Raw genomic sequence first — 17856 nt, 5'->3', positions numbered from 1 at the left:
GCTCCCTCCGGCTCGGGCGTCGGTCTTCCCCTAGACCTTATTCGTAGGGAAGTCCTTTTTGCCCATTAGCGGAGCGGGTGCTCTATCTGCGACAGGGCCGCGCGGCACAGGGTGATCAGCTTCTCGTCCTCGTGGACGTCGTGGGAGCCCGAGCCGTCGTCGCGGGCGTTGTGGCGACGTCTTCGGGACAGCTCCGCGCGGATCGCGGGCTCGGCGTCCGCGGCGAGCGGGCCCATCTCGGCCAGGCACTCGGCCACGGCCACGCGGGCGTGCCGGTTCTCCTCCCAGGCGGCCAGGAGGACCGGGAGCACCGTCCGCGCCTCGCCGGAGACGCGCCACAGCGCGGCCGCCGAGCGGACCCGGACCCACAGGTCGCGCGCGCCCAGGCCGGCCCGGAGCGCGGGGGCCGCCTCCGCCGCCGCCGGGCCGATGGCGCCGAGGGCCTGGGCGGCCGCGCACCACTCGGCGCAGGTCGTGCCGGGACGCAGCCAGCGCTCGAGCGCGGCGAGGGCCTCGCCCACGGAGCCGTCCAGGGACCAGACGGCCTGCGCGGCGACCGTCGAGACCGCCGCCGACCCGTCGCCGAGCAGCGCCCGCACGTCCGGCAGCGCCTCCCGCGCGACCGGCCCGAACGCGGCGAGCGTCCGCAGGCACGCCTCGCGCACCCGGTCCCGCCGGTTCGGCGGCGCCTCGCGCAGCACCCGCAACACCTCCGGCAGCGCCTGCGCGCCGCGCACCGACCCGAGCGCGAAGAGCAGCGGCGCCGCCCGGTCGTACAGCAGCTCGTCCAGCTCGACCTCGGCGAGCCGGCGCCGGAGCACCGGGGCGAGCGGCTGCGCGGCCGGGCCCAGCGCGTCCACGGCGTACAGCAGCTCGCGCCGCATCTCGCGCTCCTCGTCGAGGGCGCGCGCGAGCAGCGGGATCGCGCGGGCATCACCCGAACGGGCGAGGGCGAGCAGCGCACCGCCGCGCCCCGCGCGGGCACCCGGCCCCGGCAGGCCCAGCGGGCCCACGGGCCCCGCCGTGAGCCGGGCCGCGAGCGCGTCGGCGGCGGGCGCGCCGAGCTCGAAGAGCCGCTCCAGGAAGGAGGTCGCGGCCTCGCGCAGCCGCGGCTCCGGATCGGCGAGCTGCTCCCCGACGAGCCGCACGACCTCCTCGTACCGCCCGCGCCAGGCTCGTATCAGACCGCCACACAGCCAGACCGCGTCCGACCGCTGCCCCCAGTCGGGGCTGCGCAGCTGCGCCAGGATCAGCGCGATGCGGTCGTCGACGCGGTCGTCGAGGGCGGTGTGCAGGGTGCGGAGCAGCTCCTCGGTCCACGGGGTGGGGCGGCCCGCCGAGTGCTCTTCGAGCAGCTCGCGGACCTGGCCGATCAGCGTCGGGGCGGCGGCCCTCGGGGTCTCGACGGGGCGGTCCGGCGGGGCCGTGCGCACCTCGTCGAGCAGGGTGGTGACCCGCTCCACCACGTCGGCGGGGATCTCCGCCGGCGCGCAGCGGGCGAGCTGGGCGAGCGCGGCGAGCCGCAGGCCGGGCGCCTGGGCCACGTACGACAGCCAGCCCAGCCAGTCGACGGTCTCGGCGCGCAGCGACTCGTGCCGCAGCGCGATCCGTCCCACGGCGGCGACCAGCGCGAGCCGCACCTCGGTGTCCCGCTCGACGGTCAGCCGCTCGCGCAGCAGGTCAAGCACGTGCGCCGGGTCGGGGTGCAGGGACGCGAGCGCGCAGGGCGCCGCGAGCCGCACCTCGGGATCGGGGTCGTCGACCAGGCCGAGGAAGACGTCGGCGCCGGCCGCGATCGCCGCGGCGGCCATCGCGTAGTTCGCCGCCGGGATGAACTCCTCGTCGTCCGGGTCGAGTTCGTCGAGTTCGTCGAGCTCGTCGTCGTCGGACAGCTCGATGCCGCCGATGCTGGTGAGCAACTCGACGATGCCGCCCCGGTCCTGGACCGCGGGGTCGGCGACGAGTTCGAGGAGGAAGGGGATGCAGGCGAGCGTCGAGTCGTACACGTCGCCCTGGTGGTGCACCGCCCCGTACATGCCGTCGAGGGCCTGCTCGCGCTCGGCGGGGTCGTCGGAGGCGAGGCCGCGCAGGAGCTCCGGCACGTCGTCCGCGGGGCCGTACGCATGACCCAGCGAGGCCCAGTCGACCTCCTCGATCCCCGTCAGCATGCCAAGGCCGCCTTCCCCGTGAGCGCTGTACCAGGACGCAAGTGTGCACCAACGCACCGACAACAAGGCCCCGCCTGCGGGAGCCTGCCCGGTAAGCCCCGCCCGGGCGTTCGCTTTGCGCCACGTCCGCGCGGTCGCGGGACCCCGGCCGGCCCCCGGCCCGGCGCTCCACCGCGCCCCTTACACCCCCTCAGGCCGATCCGGACCGCCCTCCGCGCCCGCCCTACCGGCGCACTTGTGCGCCGGGGTGCCTCCCGGGGCGCGCACGGCGGACGCACAGGGAGTTTGTCCTGAACGGAGCGGAGCGGAGGGGGAGTCGGGATTCAGCCGCGTGGACGCTTGTCGGCCTGGGGCGGCGCCGTCGGCGTGTCGTCACCGTCGCCGGAGCCACGTGCCGGGCCGGCGTGGAGGGGGTGTTCGGGGGGGCGGGCCGCTCAGTCCGGCGCCGCGTCCGCCGGTCCGTCCGCGGCGGCGTCCGCCGGTCCGTCCGCCGGTCCGTCCGCGGCGGCGTCCGCCGGCTCGTCCGCCGGCTCGTCCCGTACCCGGACGAAGCGCGCGACGTCCTGGCGGGTCCGGATCAGCAGCAGTTCCACGGGCAGCGGATCGGCGAGCGGGCGCACGGGCCCGTGCTCCGGGTCCGTCACCGGCGCTTCGAGCCGCCCCGCCGCCCACTCGGCGACCTCGCGGGCCTGCGGGCCGGTCAGCCGGGGCGTGGTGCGCAGGGTGCGCCCGTCGGGGAGGCGGACCAGGGCGGCGTGCGGGCGGTCCGGCGGGCCGAACACCCCGACGAGGAGGGCGTCCTGGGTGTCCGCGTGCCGGACCTTCCGCCACTGCCAGGTGTGACCGGGCCGGTAGGCCGAGTTCCACGCCTTCGCCACGACCCCCTCCACGCCCGCCTCCCGCAGCGCCCCGAACCACTCGCGGGCCGTCGCCTCGTCGTCGGTGGCGAGCACCCGCTGGAGCGGCGGCCCGGTGCCGGCGAGGGCCGCGCCGAGCAGCTCCCAGCGCTCGCGCAGCGGCCGGCCGCGCAGGTCGTGGCCGGGCAGGGCGAGCAGGTCGAAGGCGATGTACGAGACGGGGATGCCGGCCCGCTCGCGCTCCCGGTGCGAGCGCAGCAGGTCGGTGAAACTGAGCCGGCCCTCGCGGTACGCGCAGAGCTCACCGTCCAGGACGACGCCGGCCGGCAGCCGCTCGCCCAGGTACGCGGCGACGGCCGGGAACTCGGGGGCGAGGTCGCGCCGGTTGCGCGACTGGAGGAAGACCTGGCCGTCGCCGAGCACGAAGGCGAGCGCGCGGAAGCCGTCGAGCTTGAGGGAGTACTGGAGGCCGCCGGGGACGGAACCCTGCGGCGGGATCGCGTCGGCGGGCCGGGGCCGCATGACCTCGACGGGCGGCCGCAGGACCACGCCGCCCGCGTCCCCGGTCACGGCAGGGCTCCGCTCGCGACGGGCGGCCGCGGGACGACGTCGCCGCCGTCTCCGGCCGCGCGGGGGCTCCGGTGCCCGGTCACGGCAGGGCTCCGGTCGCGGCGGGCGGCCGCGGGACCACGTCGCTCCGGTCCCGCGGTCACGGCAGGGCTCCGGCGGCGGACGGGTCGAAGAGCGGGGCGAGCAGGTCGCCGCCGTATGCCTCCAGGCGGGGCGCGATGTCGTCCATGAGCAGGAGGAGCCGGTCCGGGTCACCGGCGCCGGCGGTCTCCTCGACCTCCTCCCAGGTCACGGGCGCGGAGACGGCCGGCAGACGGCGGGCCCGCAGGGTGTACGGGGTCGCGGTGGTCTTCGCGGCGGCGTTCTGGCTGTGGTCGACGAAGACCTTGCCGGGGCGCAGCACCTTCGCCATCTTGTGCACGACGAGCCCGGGCAGCTCGGCCTCCGCCTCGACGGCGAGCTGCCGCGCGTATGCCGAGACCTGCGTGGACGGGGCCGGCTCCAGGGGCGCGAGGAGGTGCAGGCCCTTGGCGCCGGAGGTCTTCGCGTACGCCGTGATGCCGTCGGCCGCGAGCCGTTCCCGCAGGTGGAGGGCGACCCGGCAGCACTCGACGACGGTCGCGGGCGGCCCCGGGTCGAGGTCGAGGACCAGCCGGTCCGCGACGCCGAGTGAGCCGTCCCGCCACTGCGGGGTGTGGAACTCCACCACCAGGTTCGCCGCCCACATCAGCGACGGCAGGTCCTGGACCAGCACCTGCCGGGCGCCCGGCGCGTCGGAGCGGGGCACGGGGGCGGTGTTCACCCAGTCGGGTGTGCCGGGCGGCGGGTTCTTGGTGAAGAAGAGCTGGCCGTCCGGGCCGTCCGGGTAGCGCAGGAAGGAGACCGGCCGGTCCCGCAGATGCGGCAGGATCGCGGCCCCGACAGTGGCGTAGTAGTGCAGCAGCTCGCCCTTGGTGGTGCCGGTGGCCGGGTGCAGGACCTTGTCCAGGTTGCTGAGGGCGATCCGCCGTCCCGCCACCTCTGTGATGGGCGTCATACGATGAGAATCCCACGGTTACCAGGACGAAGGGGATGAAGCGTGCGATCCATCTGGAACGGTGCCATTTCCTTCGGTCTGGTCAGCATCCCGATCAAGCTGGTCAACGCCACCGAGAGCCGGTCGGTCTCCTTCCGGCAGATCCACACCGAGGACGGCGGCCGGATCCGCTACAAGAAGGTGTGCGAGCTGGACGGCGAGGAGGTCACCCAGGCCGAGATCGGCAAGGCGTACGAGGACGCCGACGGGACCATGATCCCGATCACCGACGAGGACCTGGCCGCCCTGCCGCTGCCGACGGCGAAGACGATCGAGATCGTGGCCTTCGTGCCGGCCGGCGACATCGACCCGCTCCAGATGGACGCCGCGTACTACCTCTCGGCCAACGGTGTGCCCGCCGCCAAGCCGTACACGCTCCTGCGCGAGGCGCTGAAGCGCAGCGACAAGGTGGCGGTCGCGAAGTACGCGCTGCGCGGGCGCGAGCGGCTCGGCATGCTGCGGGTGGTGGACGACGTGATCGCCATGCACGGGCTGCTCTGGCCGGACGAGATCCGCGCCCCGGAGGGCGTCGCGCCGGAGACCCAGGTGACCGTGCGGGAGGCCGAACTCGACCTGGCGGACGCCCTGATGGCCACGCTCGGCGAGGTCGACATCACCAGCCTGCACGACGACTACCGCGAGGCCGTCGAGGAGATGATCGCGGCCAAGACGGAGGGCGGCGAGGCCGTGGCGCCCGCGGAGCCCGCGGCGGCCGGCGGCGGCAAGGTCATCGACCTGATGGCGGCCCTGGAGAGCAGCGTGCGCGCGGCGAAGGAGGCCCGCGGCGAGGCGGCGGCGGAGGTCACCGAGCTCCGGCCGCGGGGGCGGACGGCGGCGTCCCGGGCCGAGCCCAAGGAGACCGGGGCGAAGAAGTCCACGGCCCGCACGGCGGCGAAGAAGACGGCGGCGCCGGCCCGGAAGTCCACGGCGAGGACGGCGAAGCCGGCCGCGACGAAGTCCACGGCCGCGAAGTCCACGGCGACGAAGTCCACCGCCACCAAGTCCGCCGCCACCGGGTCCAGCGCGGCGAAGAAGCAGGCCGCGAAGGTCACCAAGGCCACGAAGAAGGAGCCTGCGAAGAAGGAGGCCGCGAAGAAGGCGACCCCGCGCAAGCGGACTGCCTGAGCCCTGAACCTCCGGTTCCGCCCATGTGGCCGGAAGTGACCCCCGACACACCCGTTCACGGCCTACGGCAAAGAGAATCCCATGCCGGTTCCAGGAGGTCTCAATATGCGGAACAGGCTCTCGGCGCACATGCCTGTGGGCAGCGCACACGCGTGTTCCTGACTGTTTTCGGCCGAGCCTCGCACCGCCCTGACCGGCCGGGCGGCCCCCCGGCGCCGCCCGAGCCCTGCCCAAAGCCCCACGGAGGGTGTCCGGAATGATTCGCCCGGCACGGGTCGCACACCCGCGCCGTGTATCCTCGGAGATTAAAAAAATTCCCCGAACATTCCTGAGCGATTCGATGATCCGCGTTACTCCGTCGACATGACGTGTTTACGTCGGGGATCTTTGACAAAGCGAAGCGGCGGTTTTTAGACTCCTGGGGACACTAGTCCATGGGGGAGATGATGAGTCAGCGTACGCAAGAAAAGCCTGCACCTCTCATATCGGAAAGCATAATTCCCGCCGCGGCCGGCGAAGCCTGGCGGATCCTGGTGGTGGAGCGCGACGTCACGTACGCGGAGTCGCTGATGGCGGGCCTCCGCCGGCACGGCCACCAGGTGACCAGGGTCGAGACGGGCGGCGCCGCCCTGCAGGTCTACGGCAACGCCGATCTCGTCCTCATCGACCTCGAACTGCCGGATCTGGACGGACTGGAGGTCTGCCGGGCCATCCGCTCCGCCGGCGAGACCCCGATCATCGCGCTCACCGCGCGCGGCAGCGAACTCGACCGCGTCCTCGGCCTGCAGGCCGGTGCCGACGACTACATGGTCAAGCCGTACGGGTTCCACGAGCTGATGGCCCGCATGCAGGCCGTCATGCGCCGCGCCAAGCCCCGGCCGCAGACCGTGGACGTCATCGACCAGGGCCCGCTGCGCATCGACGCCGGCGCCCGGCAGGTCAGCCTGGACGGAAAGCGGATCGACGTCACCCGCAAGGAGTTCGACGTCCTTTATCTGCTCGCCTCCAATACCGGAAACGTCGTGCCGCGCAAAAAGCTCATGCAGCAGATCTGGGGGGATTCCTGGTCCCGGCGGACCGTCGACACGCATGTCAGCAGCCTGCGCAGCAAGCTCGGCTGTCCTGACTGGATCGTCACCATTCGCGGAGTCGGATTCAGACTCGGCCACGGGTGACATCCGGTGGATTTCGACATCCATTCCGCTCAGTGCGCATTTCGGCAGGCTTCGGAACAGGACGGAAAAAAGAAAATGACTCACCCGGGAACGCACATCCCTCCACGGACCATGTGCGTGGGCGAGGAATGCAGGCGCAACGCCGCCGACGGCGGCACTAAACGATCCGCGCGGCCGGGGCTCCGGCTCTGCCCCAGCTGTCTCACCCGGCTGGTCGCCACGGTCGAGGAGCTGCCCGGCCTCTACGCCGAGTGCGAGCGGCTGCTCGGCGGCGGCGGACCCGCTCGCGGCGGCGGCGAACGGCGCGGCACCGGCGGGGCGCCCGCCGGGATCCCTCTCAACGGCCCGGCGGCCGAGGTGCGTTCGGCGATCGTCGCCACCCTCGCCTCCTGGAGCGGACTGATCGCCGACGAACGCCGCTTCCCGGCGCCCCGGCGCACCCCGGCGCACCTCGCGGCCTTCGTGCTGCGCAGCGCCGAGTGGCTCGCCGCGCACCCGGCCGCCGCCGACGCCACCCGCGAGCTGCACCGGCTGGCCCGCGCGGCCCGCCGGGTGGCCCGCGCCGAGCCCGCCCGCGAACTGCCGGTCGGGCCCTGCGTGGAGCCCGGCTGCACGGGCCGGCTCGCCGTTCCGCCCGGCGCCCGGCACATCGAGTGCGACGCCGACCCCACGCACCGCTGGGGCGCCCCCGACTGGTCCCGGCTGCGCCGCGCGGCCGCCCCCGAATCGGGCGAACGCTGGCTCACCGCCCGGGACATCGCCGAACTCTTCGGCGCACCCACCGGCACCGTCTACCGCCTCGCCAGTGAACAGCGCTGGCGCCGCCGCAACCTCGGCGGCCGCACCTACTACGCCGAAACCGACGTCCACAACACCTTCAGCCGCCGCCGCACCCCGGCGACGACCTGCAGGCCGTGACGCGGGGGGTGTGGCCTGGCGCTCCCCGGGGCGTCGGGCCACACCCGGCAAGACCGCGCGCCCCGGGCCGCGCCGCCGTGCCCGCCGTGACCGGCCGGGCGTGCCCCGGCCCGGCGCGCGGCGCAGGCCCGCGCCCGCCGCGACCGCGAGTCCCGGCCCAACCCCGTTACCTCCCAACCCCGTTACCCGCACCCCCGCACCCCCCGCACCGCCCTCGCCCCGTCCGCCCACCAGGCCGGCGGGGCGACGCCGTGTGCCCGTCGCCCGCACTGTGAGGACACCGCATCATGCAGGCCGAAGCCTGGCTTCTGGAGCTCGCCGAGAGCTCTGTCGACGACCTCGACACCGCCACTCTCGACGCGCACGAACGCGAGCGCGCCGACTCCTTCCTCCGGGCCGAGGACCGGCGGCTCTACGTCGCCGCGCATGTCGCGCTGCGCGCCGTGCTCGGGCGGTTGTTGGGGGAGCGGCCCGGGGAGCTCGTGTTCGCGCGGGAGCCGTGTCCGTGCTGCGGGGCGCCGCACGGGCGGCCGGTGCTCGCCGTACCGGAGCCGCCGGTGCACTTCTCGCTGTCGCACACCCGGGGCCGCGTCCTCGTCGCGACCGCGCCCGTCCCGGTCGGCGCCGACGTCGAGTGCGCCCAAGTCCCCGCGGCCGTACGGGATCTGCTGCCCGCGCTGCATCCGCGCGAGCGGGCGGAGGTCGAGGCCGCGGCCGACGCGGAGCGCGGGGCGGCCGTCCTGAGCCGGATCTGGGCACGCAAGGAGGCGTACCTGAAGGGCATCGGCACCGGCCTCGGCCGGGCCACCACCCTCGACGACCTCACCGGCGAGCCGGCCGGCTGGACCGTCCACGACCTGCCGTGCGGCCCCCGCCACCACGGCGCGCTCGCCGTCCACGCACCACGGTCCGACGCCCCGGCCCCTCGCCTCCACCGGCTCGCGTCCCCGACCGAAATCCAGGACAACCCGCTCACACCGACCGGGATTTGAGAATCCCGACAAAGCTCTGACACGATGCCCATTGAACCCGGCGGCCCGACCGAAGAAGCTGGTTGTCAAGGTCCGGTGCGTTGCCTCCACCGTGTGACCAGCCCAGCCGGAAGCACCCTTCCGGCCCGGTAGATCCCCGCCCCCCCCACGAAACCCGACGCCGCCGTCGCGCCGCCCATCCCGCGGCCGGCGGCGGCCGTGTGTCCGGACCCGTCACACGGCCCCGTCACAAGGACCCTCATGCGAACCGTGGACACGGCCCTCGCGCGGAGCGCCCGCACCGTACACCCCACTCAGCGAAGAGAGGACATCGCCATGACCGTGGCCATCCCATCGATCCGGACCGTCGCCGACCTGCTGCTCCAGGCGGCGGAGGACCACCCCGGCAACGGGGTCCTCTACCACGAGGGCGATGCCACCTCCGAGGACAGCCACCTCCAGCCGTATCCCGAGCTCGTCCGCGAGGCCCGCCGGGTCCTCACCGCCCTGCGCGACCGCGGTCTCGCGCCGCAGGACAAGGTCGTGCTGCTCCTGGAGCGCCCGCAGGAGTTCCTGACCGCCTTCTGGGCCTGCCTCCTCGGCGGCTACATACCCGTGCCCATGGCCCCGCTCGGCGGCGACCCGGAACGCTGGGCCGCCCAGCTCGGGCACGTCGACACCCTCCTCGACCACCCGCTGGTCGTCACCAGCGAGTCCCTCGCCGCCGAACTGCCCCGCGTCGAGGGCCTGGCCGTCACCGCCCTGGAGACGCTGTACGCGGCCGAGCCGGCCGACACCGCGACGCTGCACGAGGCGGCGCCCGAGGACACCGCGCTGCTCGTCCTCACCTCCGGCTCCACCGGCAACTCCAAGGCCGTCCGCCTCACCCACGCCAACCTGCTCGCCTCCATGGCCGGCAAGAACAGCGCCCACCGCATCGGCGCCGACGACATCTCGCTCAACTGGGTCTCCTTCGACCACGTCGCCGCGCTCCTCGAGTGCCACCTGCTCCCGCTCTCCGTCGGCGCCACCCAGCTGCACGTCCAGGCGGCCGTCGTCCTCGGCGAGCCGCTCGACTTCCTGCGGCTGATCTCCCGCTACGGCGTCACCATGACGTTCACCCCGAACTTCCTGCTCGGCCTGCTCAACGCCGCCGCCGACCGGCTCACCGAGCACGGCCCGGTGGACCTCTCCAAGCTGCGCCACATCATCAGCGGCGGCGAGGCCGTCGTCCGCGCCACCGGCGAGACCTTCCTGGAGCGCTTCGCGCCGTACGGCCTCAAGGGCGACACCGTGTGGCCCGCCTTCGGTATGACCGAGACCTGCGCCGGCTCCATCTACTCCCGCGAGTTCCCGCTCTCCGATCAGGGCCAGGAGTTCGCCAACCTCGGCCGCCCCGTCGACGGCCTGCGGATCCGCGTCGCCGACGAGCTCGACCGCCCGCTCGGCGAGGGCGAGGTCGGCGAGCTCCAGCTCATCGGCCCGATGATCACGCCCGGCTACCACAACAACGAGCAGGCCACGAAGGAGGCCTTCACCGCCGACGGCTGGTTCCGCAGCGGCGACCTCGGCCGGATCGACGAGGGCCGGCTCACCCTGGTCGGCCGCAGCAAGGACAGCATCATCGTCAACGGCGTCAACTACTTCAGCCACGACATCGAGACGCTGCTCCAGGAGCTCGACGACGTCGCCCGCTCCTATGTCGCCGCCTTCCCGACCCGCGCCCCCGGCTCCGACACCGAGCAGCTCGTCATCGCCTTCCACCCGGAGACCGAGGAAGGCGACGAACTCGCCCTCTACCGCGTGCTCTCCGCCGTCCGCTCCAGCGTCGTCATGCACTGGGGCTTCCGCCCCTCGCTGATCCTGCCGCTGCCGAAGGACGCCTTCCCCAAGACCAGCCTCGGCAAGATCCAGCGCCCGCTGATGCGCAAGCGCCTGGAGGCCGGCGCGTACGCGGAGACCGTCGACGCCGTCGCCGACCTCATCCTGCGCCGCCTCGGCGGCTACACCGCGCCCGAGGGCGAGACCGAGACGGTCCTCGCCGGGATCTACGCCGAGATGTTCGACACGGACCCGGCGAAGCTGAGCGCCACCGCCAACTTCTTCGACCTCGGCGGCACCTCGCTCGACATCCTGCGGCTGCGCAGCCTGGTCGCCCAGCGCCTCGGCGCGAACGACCTCCAGGTCATCACCGTCCTCACCAACCCCACGGTCCGCCAGCTCGCCGCCCGGCTCGCCGAGGACGCCAGCGGGGTCGTGGAGCGCCCGTACGACCCGATCGTGCCCATGCAGGTCATCGGCGACAAGACGCCGCTGTTCTGCGTCCACCCCGGCGTCGGCGAGGTCCTCGTCTTCGTCAACCTCGCCAAGTACTTCGTCGGCGACCGGCCGTTCTACGCCCTGCGCGCCCGCGGCTTCAACCCCGGCGAGAAGCCCTTCGAGAGCTTCGAGGAGATGGTCTCCACCTACGTGGCCGCCATCCGCGAGAAGCAGCCGCACGGCCCCTACGCGCTGGCCGGCTACTCGTACGGCGGCGCCGTCGCCTTCGAGATGGCCAAGGTCCTGGAGGCCGAGGGCGAGAAGGTCGACTTCGTCGGCAGCTTCAACCTGCCGCCGCACATCAAGTACCGCATGGACGAGCTCGACTTCGTCGAGACCGCCGCCAACCTGGCCTTCTTCCTGGCGCTCATCGACAAGAAGCAGTCGCTGGAGCTGCCGGCGCAGCTGCGCCACCTGTCGAAGGAGGAGCAGCTCGCGTACTTCATCGACAACGCGCCGCAGGCCCGGCTCGCCGAACTCGACCTGGACCTGCCCAAGTTCACGGCCTGGGCCGAGCTCGCCGACGGCCTCACCAACCTGGGCCGCACCTACTCCCCGTCCGGCCGGGTGCGCGCGATGTCGGTCTTCTACGCGATCCCGCTGCGCGGGACCAAGGAAGACTGGCTCAACAATGAGCTGAGCCGCTGGAAGGAGCACTCCGACGACGTCAACTACATCGACGTCCCCGGCGAGCACTACACGCTCATGGGCCCGCAGCACGTGGCGAGCTTCCAGTCGATCCTCCGCAAGGAGCTCGACCGGGCGCTCGGCGACGGCAAGTAAGCAGCGGCGAGCAAGCGGCGGAACACGTCAGTTCCGAGAACCACCCGAGATCAATCTGAGGGGATTGAACCACCATGCAAGGCAAGAAGATCCTGGTCACCGGCGGCACCGGACAGGTGGCCGGCCCGGTCGCCAAGGCGCTGGCCAAGGACAACGAGGTCTGGGCGCTGGGCCGCTTCGGCTCCCCGGGTTCGGAGGAGGCGCTGCGCGAGCACGGCATCACCACCTTCCGCTGGGACATGAACGACACCAGCGAGGGCGGCCTCAAGGGCCTGCCCGAGGACTTCACGCACGTCATCCACTCCGCCGTGAACCGCGGTGAGGACGGCGACTTCAACAAGGCCATCGAGGTCAACACGGTCGCCGCCGGGCGCCTGATGACCCACTGCCGTACGGCCGAGGCGTTCCTGTACGTGTCGACCGGCGCGCTCTACAAGCGCCAGACGCTCGACCACAAGTACAAGGAGACCGACCCGGTCGACGGCGTCGCCGACTGGCTGCCGGTCTACCCGGTCGTCAAGATAGCCACGGAGGGCGCGGTCCGCGCGTACGCGCAGACGCTCGGCCTGCCCACCATCATCGCCCGCCTCAACATCGCGTACGGCCCCGGCGGCTACGGCGGCGTGCCGATGATCTACTTCAAGCGGATGCTCGCCGGCGAGCCCATCCCGGTCCCGATCGAGGGCCAGAACTGGTGCTCCCTGCTCTACACCGACGACCTGATCGAGCAGGTCCCGCACCTGTGGAACGCGGCGACCGTGCCCGCCACCCTCACCAACTGGGGCGGCGACGAGTCCGTCGGCATGACCGACTGCGTGCGCTACCTGGAGGAGCTCACCGGCGTCGAGGCCAAGCTCGCGCCGAGCGAGGTCACCCGCGAGACCTACCAGTTCGACCCGACGCTGCGGAAGCAGCTGACCGGCCCGTGCAAGGTCGACTGGCGCGAGGGCATCCGCCGCACGGTCGAGTCCATGTATCCCGAGTACGCGAAGAAGGCCTGAGGCACGCGCAGATGACCACCACGACCCCCACCTCGACCTCCACGGCGACCTCCACCGCGAGCAACCTGGACCTGATCCACGCCGCCTACGCGGCCTTCCGCGACCGTGACGTCGACGCGCTCGTCGCGACCATGGCCGAGGACATGCAGTGGATCCACCCCGAGAGCATGGACAAGTACGGCCTCGGCGGCACCAAGCACGGCCACGCCGGCGTCCGCGCCTTCCTGGCCCACGTCCCGACCGTGCTCGGCGGGATGAAGCTCCAGCCGCTGGAGTTCCTCGACAACGGCGACCGGGTCGTCGTCTTCGGCGTCCGTGACGTCACCTCCCGCTCCGGCCACACCGAGACGCTGCAGTTCGTCCACTCGTGGACGTTCCGCGACGGCAAGGCCGTCCGCATGGAGGACATCTTCGACACGGTCGCGTTCCACCGGGTGATCGAGAGCTGACGGGTGCCCCGGCCATGACCTTCGCCTCATACGCCTATCTGGGCCCTGAGGGCACCTTCACGGAGGCGGCGCTGCGCAGGCTGCCCGGCTACGCGGAGGAGCTGCCCCGTCGGCCGTACCCCAGCGTGCCGGCGGCGCTCGACGCCGTACGGCGCGGTGACTGCGCGGTCGCCGTCGTCCCGCTGGAGAACTCGGTGAAGGGCGTCGTGCCCGCCACCATGGACCAGCTGGCCGAGGCGGAGCTGCACATCATCGGCGAGGTGGAACTCGCGGTGACCTTCGCCCTGATGGCGCCGGAGGGTACGGAGCTGGCGGACGTACGGGAGGTGGTCAGCCACCCGCACGCGCTCGCGCAGTGCGCGGGGTGGCTGGCCGAGCACCTGCCGGACGCCCGTACCGTGCCCGCCGACTCCACGGCGGCCGCGGCGGCGGGCGCGCGCGGCGGGACGGCGGCGATCGCCGCTCCGCCGGCAGCCGAGCGGTACGGGCTCCGGATCCTGGCCGAGGGCCTCGGCCGCCGCGGCGGAGCGGTCACCCGCTTCGTCGCGGTCGCCCCGGCCTGGCTCCCGCCCGCCCGCACCGCCCGCGACCGCACCTCCCTCGTCGTCACCACCCCCGACGGCGGCCCGTCCCGCCTCGCCGACGTCCTCGGCCTCTTCTCCGGCCGAGGCATCCCGGTGAGCCGCATCCACTCCTGGCCCACCGGCGAACGCCTCGGCAGCTACCGCTACTTCGTCGACCTCGACGGCCACGTCGAGAACCCGGCGGTCCGCGGCGCCCTGTCGGCCCTCCCGGCGGTAGGCGCGGGAGCCCGCTTCCTGGGCAGCTACCCGCGGTGGACGGCCGCGGGCGCGGTCCCGGGTGCGGTCACGCCCACGGGCGCGATCACGGGCCCGGCCGCCGGGCCGGCGCCGGGTGCCGCTGCCGTGGCCGGCTCCGCGACCGCGCAGTCGGCGGACGTTCAGTACGCCTTGTCGGGGGCACGGACGGCTGCCTGACGGAGCCCCGGCCCTCCGGGACCCTCGGTCCGGCCTCCCGGCCTGGGCAGGGAGGCCAGGGTCTCGGGCCCGGCCTGTTCCGGCCTGGGCCGGGAGGCCCGGTCTCCGGGCTGCCTGCTCCTCGGCCTCTCGGTCGGGCCCGGAGTTTCAGGCCCCCGGGCCTGGCGACCGGCTTGGCTGTCGGGCCGGACCCCGACTGCCCGGCCGAGTCCGTGCTCGGCTGAGCCGGCAGTCGGTCCGTCCGCCCTCCGGGGCGCGCGGGCGGCTGCCTGACGGGCACGGGCCGCCGGGGGGCCTCGGCCCCGGTGGCCCGGTCTGGGGCGGGAGCCCCAGGCTTCCCGGCCCGGCCTGGCCGGGTCCGGCCGGGTCCGGCCTGGTCCGACCAGGTCCAGCCTGGCCTGGTCTGTCCCGGCCTGGCCCGGCCCGGCCCACCCGGCCCTCGACCCGTCCGGGGCCTCGGGCCACCCCGGCCCTCGCCCCGTCCGGCCCCCCGGGCCTTCCGCCCTCCCGGGAGGTCCGGGGTCTCGGCCGGTTCGCGTTCGCGTTCGCGCGGGTCGGTGGGCGGGTCGTACGCCGCCCCTGACGCGGGCTTCGCGTCGTGCTCCTCGCCCCGTCCTTTTCCCACCGCACCGGACCGTCAGGAGAGACCACCTCATGCCCACCCTGCTCCACATCGACACCAGCGCCCGCCTCGGCTCCACCACCCGGCGGGTCACCGCCGAGTTCGCCGCGTCGTGGCGGGCCGCGCACGAGGGCGGGACGATCGTGTACCGCGACCTCGGGGTCGCGCCCGTGCCGCACATCGACGGGGCGCAGATGGCCGTCATGCAGCGGATCGAGACGGCCGGCGTCCGTGACCTCGACGAGGCGCGCGGGGCGGCCCGGACGGTGGAGGAGAAGGAGAGCTGGGAGATCACCTGGGAGCTGGTCGACGAGGTGCTCGCGGCCGACACGATCCTCCTGGGCCTGCCCATGCACAACTTCTCGCTGCCGTCGACGTTCAAGGCCTGGCTCGACCGGGTCGTCGTCGCGCCGCTGGTCGTCGACCCCGAGACCGGCACCGGCCCGCTGGCCGGCAAGCGCGTCGTCGTGGTCACCGCGCGCGGCGGCGCGTACGGCCCGGGGACGCCCCGGCACGCGTACGACTTCCAGGAGCCCTACCTCAAGGCCGCGTTCAGCATGATCGCGCTCGCGGACGACCTGACCTTCCTGCACGCCGAGATGACCAAGTCCGGTCACGTCCCGCGGCTCGCCGGCTTCCAGCAGATGGCGGCCGAGTCGCTGAAGGCGGCGCTCGCGGGCGCGCGCGAGCACGCCCAGCGCGCCTGACCCCGTACCGGCCCGACTTCCCACATCCCACAAGACCTGCGGCGCTCCCCTCCGCCGCAGCCCGGCGGTCCCGGCCGGGCGTCCCCTTCGCGGGCGGCGCCCGGCGGGACCGTCACACCCCGCCTCGCCACCTCTCCGGGAGCTTCCGTCATGGAGACCTTGAAATCCCAGACCCCGAGCCTTGAATTCGAACTGGTGAACACATGGGGCGGGCTGCCCGCGGCCCAGCAGCCCGAGTACCCCGACCCCGCCGCCCTCCTCCGCGTCACCGCCGAGCTCGCCGCCGCGCCCCCGCTGGTCTTCTCCGGCGAGTGCGACCGGCTCAAGGACCGGCTCGCCGCCGTCGCGCGCGGCGAGGCGCTGCTGCTCCAGGGCGGCGACTGCGCCGAGACCTTCGACCGGGTCTCCGCCGAGACCGTGCACAGCAAGCTGAACACGCTGATGCAGATGTCCGCCGTGCTCACCTACGCCGCCGCCATGCCGGTGGTGAAGGTCGGCCGGATCGCCGGCCAGTACGCCAAGCCGCGCTCCAAGCCCACCGAGACCCGCGACGGCCTCACCCTCCCCACCTACCGCGGCGACGCCGTCAACGGCCTCGCCTTCACCGCCGAGGCCCGCGTCCCCGACCCGGAGCGGCTGCTGCGGATGTACCAGGCGTCCTCCAACACCCTCAACCTCGTCCGCGCGTTCACCGCCGGCGGCTACGCGGCCCTCAGCCAGGTCCACGAGTGGAACCGCGACTTCATCGCCACCTCCCCGCAGCGCGAGCAGTACGAGGCCATCGCCGACGGCATCGACCGCGCGCTGAAGTTCATGCAGGCCACCGGCGCCAGCCCGCGCGCCTTCGACGACTCCGAGTTCTACGTCTCCCACGAGGGCCTGCTTCTCGACTACGAGGCCCCGCTCACCCGCCACGACCCCGAGGCCGGCCGCGTCTACGCCACCTCCGGCCACATGCTGTGGATCGGCGAGCGCACCCGGGACCTCGACGGCGCCCACGTCGAGTACTTCTCCCGCATCGACAACCCGATCGGCGTGAAGCTCGGCCCCAGCACCACCGCCGACACCGCGCTCCGGCTGATCGACCGGCTCGACCCGAACCGCGAGCCGGGCCGGCTCACCTTCGTCGTACGGCTCGGGGTCGACCGGGTCCACGACGTGCTGCCCGGTCTGGTCGAGAAGGTCACCGCGTCCGGCGCCCGGGTGGCCTGGGTCTGCGACCCGATGCACGGCAACACCGTCGAGGCCCCGTCCGGCCACAAGACCCGGCACTTCGACGACATCCTCGGCGAGGTCCGCGCCTTCTTCGAGGTGCACAGGTCGCTCGGCACGCACGCCGGCGGCATCCACGTCGAGCTCACCGGCGACGACGTGACGGAGTGCGTCGGCGGCGGCCACGACCTCGGCTTCCCCGACCTCTTCGAGCGGTACGAATCGGCGTGCGACCCGCGGCTCAACCGCAGCCAGTCGCTCGATCTGGCCTTCCTGGTCTCGGAGTTCCTGCACCGCGAGGAGCAGGCATGACAGGCATGACGGGCCTGGCAGGCCTGGCAGGCCTGGCAGGCATGACAGACGTGGCAGGCACGACGGCAGCAGCAGAGGCACGGGCGGAACTCGCGCGGCTGCGGGCCAGCATCGACAACCTCGACGCGGCCGTCGTGCACCTGCTCGCCGAGCGCTTCGCCCACACCCGCCGGGTCGGCGAGCTGAAGGCGGAGCACGGTCTGCCGCCGGCCGACCCGGCCCGTGAGGCCCGGCAGATCGCCCGGCTGCGGGCCATCGCCGAGTCGGCCGGGCTCGAACCCGATTTCGCCGAGAAGTTCCTGCGCTTCGTCGTCGCCGAGGTCATCCGGCACCACGAGTCGATCGCCGAGTCGATCGCCGAGTCGATCGCCGAGCCGATCGGCGATTCGCTGGCCGAGACCCTCGCAATGGAACGACGAATTCCGGCCTAGGGTGCCCGACGGGCTTCGGTCCGTACTGGCGGAATCTTGACATTCGCATGCCGAAAACTGACGCGGCGCGTGCATGACCTGCGGAATTGCACGTACCCCTGAATCCTCCTCCATTGATCAAGTCGTGGGGCCACCGGAGAATTATGGCCATGATCCGGCCCGA

General features: G+C 73.3%; 14 protein-coding genes. 11 read left to right on the top strand and 3 right to left on the bottom strand.

Features of this window, described 5'->3' with window-relative positions; all coding sequences use genetic code 11:
• Positions 1-65: 65 nt before the first annotated feature.
• The 3 genes from ACIRSU_RS15095 to ligD form a co-directional block, all read right to left on the bottom strand.
• Entirely contained in the window at positions 66-2168 is a 2103-nt protein-coding gene (locus tag ACIRSU_RS15095) for a PBS lyase (protein ID WP_403792126.1), read from the bottom strand.
• Positions 2169-2602: 434 nt separating this feature from the next.
• Positions 2603-3595: a DNA ligase gene (locus ACIRSU_RS15090; RefSeq protein WP_403792124.1), complete on the bottom strand. Its 993-nt coding sequence runs from the start codon at positions 3593-3595 to the stop codon at positions 2603-2605.
• Positions 3596-3734: 139 nt separating this feature from the next.
• Positions 3735-4631, bottom strand: coding sequence for a non-homologous end-joining DNA ligase (gene ligD / locus ACIRSU_RS15085; RefSeq protein ID WP_403792122.1), 897 nt, complete (start codon positions 4629-4631; stop codon positions 3735-3737).
• A 42-nt stretch (positions 4632-4673) separates the two neighbouring features.
• On the opposite strand from ligD, the gene ACIRSU_RS15080 reads away from it, so the two are divergent.
• From ACIRSU_RS15080 to ACIRSU_RS15030, 11 genes are all read left to right on the top strand, one after another.
• Positions 4674-5795, top strand: coding sequence for a Ku protein (locus ACIRSU_RS15080; RefSeq protein ID WP_403792120.1), 1122 nt, complete (start codon positions 4674-4676; stop codon positions 5793-5795).
• Positions 5796-6241: 446 nt separating this feature from the next.
• Positions 6242-6970, top strand: a complete 729-nt coding sequence (locus tag ACIRSU_RS15075; RefSeq protein WP_403792572.1) for a response regulator transcription factor — start codon at positions 6242-6244, stop codon at positions 6968-6970.
• A gap of 117 nt (positions 6971-7087) precedes the next feature.
• A complete protein-coding gene (locus ACIRSU_RS15070) occupies positions 7088-7888 on the top strand; it encodes a helix-turn-helix domain-containing protein (protein ID WP_403792118.1) in 801 nt (266 codons plus the stop codon).
• Between the two features lie 287 nt (positions 7889-8175).
• Complete coding sequence (locus ACIRSU_RS15065; protein WP_403792117.1) at positions 8176-8880, top strand: 4'-phosphopantetheinyl transferase family protein; 705 nt, start codon at positions 8176-8178, stop codon at positions 8878-8880.
• A gap of 315 nt (positions 8881-9195) precedes the next feature.
• Complete coding sequence (locus tag ACIRSU_RS15060; protein ID WP_403792115.1) at positions 9196-11961, top strand: alpha/beta fold hydrolase; 2766 nt, start codon at positions 9196-9198, stop codon at positions 11959-11961.
• Positions 11962-12035: 74 nt separating this feature from the next.
• Positions 12036-12962 (top strand): NAD-dependent epimerase/dehydratase family protein, encoded by a 927-nt coding sequence (locus ACIRSU_RS15055; protein ID WP_403792113.1) that lies wholly within the window; start codon positions 12036-12038, stop codon positions 12960-12962.
• 11 nt (positions 12963-12973) lie between these two features.
• The gene (locus tag ACIRSU_RS15050; protein ID WP_403792111.1) at positions 12974-13411 is read left to right on the top strand and encodes a nuclear transport factor 2 family protein; all 438 of its coding nucleotides are present in this window, start codon (positions 12974-12976) and stop codon (positions 13409-13411) included.
• Between the two features lie 14 nt (positions 13412-13425).
• The gene (gene pheA / locus ACIRSU_RS15045; protein ID WP_403792110.1) at positions 13426-14409 is read left to right on the top strand and encodes a prephenate dehydratase; all 984 of its coding nucleotides are present in this window, start codon (positions 13426-13428) and stop codon (positions 14407-14409) included.
• Between the two features lie 654 nt (positions 14410-15063).
• On the top strand, positions 15064-15738 hold the full coding sequence (locus tag ACIRSU_RS15040; protein ID WP_403792108.1) for an FMN-dependent NADH-azoreductase: 675 nt from the start codon (positions 15064-15066) through the stop codon (positions 15736-15738).
• Positions 15739-15888: 150 nt separating this feature from the next.
• On the top strand, positions 15889-17262 hold the full coding sequence (locus ACIRSU_RS15035; RefSeq protein ID WP_403792106.1) for a class II 3-deoxy-7-phosphoheptulonate synthase: 1374 nt from the start codon (positions 15889-15891) through the stop codon (positions 17260-17262).
• Positions 17263-17303: 41 nt separating this feature from the next.
• Positions 17304-17693: a chorismate mutase gene (locus tag ACIRSU_RS15030; protein ID WP_403792104.1), complete on the top strand. Its 390-nt coding sequence runs from the start codon at positions 17304-17306 to the stop codon at positions 17691-17693.
• Positions 17694-17856: the final 163 nt, after the last annotated feature.

Source organism: Streptomyces sp. NPDC101160 (genome assembly GCF_044768205.1).
Taxonomy (GTDB): Bacteria; Actinomycetota; Actinomycetes; order Streptomycetales; family Streptomycetaceae; genus Streptomyces.
The sequence above is the reverse complement of the archived record's forward strand: the minus strand, read 5'-3'. Positions and strand labels throughout refer to the sequence as shown.

Excerpts from the sequence above, each read along its gene's own strand:
- ACIRSU_RS15095 (WP_403792126.1), bottom strand. The coding sequence starts at position 2,168 with ATGCTGACGGGGATCGAGGAGGTCGACTGGGCCTCGCTGGGTCATGCG.
- ligD (WP_403792122.1), bottom strand. The coding sequence starts at position 4,631 with ATGACGCCCATCACAGAGGTGGCGGGACGGCGGATCGCCCTCAGCAAC.
- ACIRSU_RS15075 (WP_403792572.1), top strand. The coding sequence starts at position 6,242 with ATGAGTCAGCGTACGCAAGAAAAGCCTGCACCTCTCATATCGGAAAGC.
- ACIRSU_RS15065 (WP_403792117.1), top strand. The coding sequence starts at position 8,176 with ATGCAGGCCGAAGCCTGGCTTCTGGAGCTCGCCGAGAGCTCTGTCGAC.
- ACIRSU_RS15060 (WP_403792115.1), top strand. The coding sequence starts at position 9,196 with ATGACCGTGGCCATCCCATCGATCCGGACCGTCGCCGACCTGCTGCTC.
- ACIRSU_RS15055 (WP_403792113.1), top strand. The coding sequence starts at position 12,036 with ATGCAAGGCAAGAAGATCCTGGTCACCGGCGGCACCGGACAGGTGGCC.
- ACIRSU_RS15050 (WP_403792111.1), top strand. The coding sequence starts at position 12,974 with ATGACCACCACGACCCCCACCTCGACCTCCACGGCGACCTCCACCGCG.
- pheA (WP_403792110.1), top strand. The coding sequence starts at position 13,426 with ATGACCTTCGCCTCATACGCCTATCTGGGCCCTGAGGGCACCTTCACG.
- ACIRSU_RS15040 (WP_403792108.1), top strand. The coding sequence starts at position 15,064 with ATGCCCACCCTGCTCCACATCGACACCAGCGCCCGCCTCGGCTCCACC.
- ACIRSU_RS15035 (WP_403792106.1), top strand. The coding sequence starts at position 15,889 with ATGGAGACCTTGAAATCCCAGACCCCGAGCCTTGAATTCGAACTGGTG.
- ACIRSU_RS15030 (WP_403792104.1), top strand. The coding sequence starts at position 17,304 with ATGACAGACGTGGCAGGCACGACGGCAGCAGCAGAGGCACGGGCGGAA.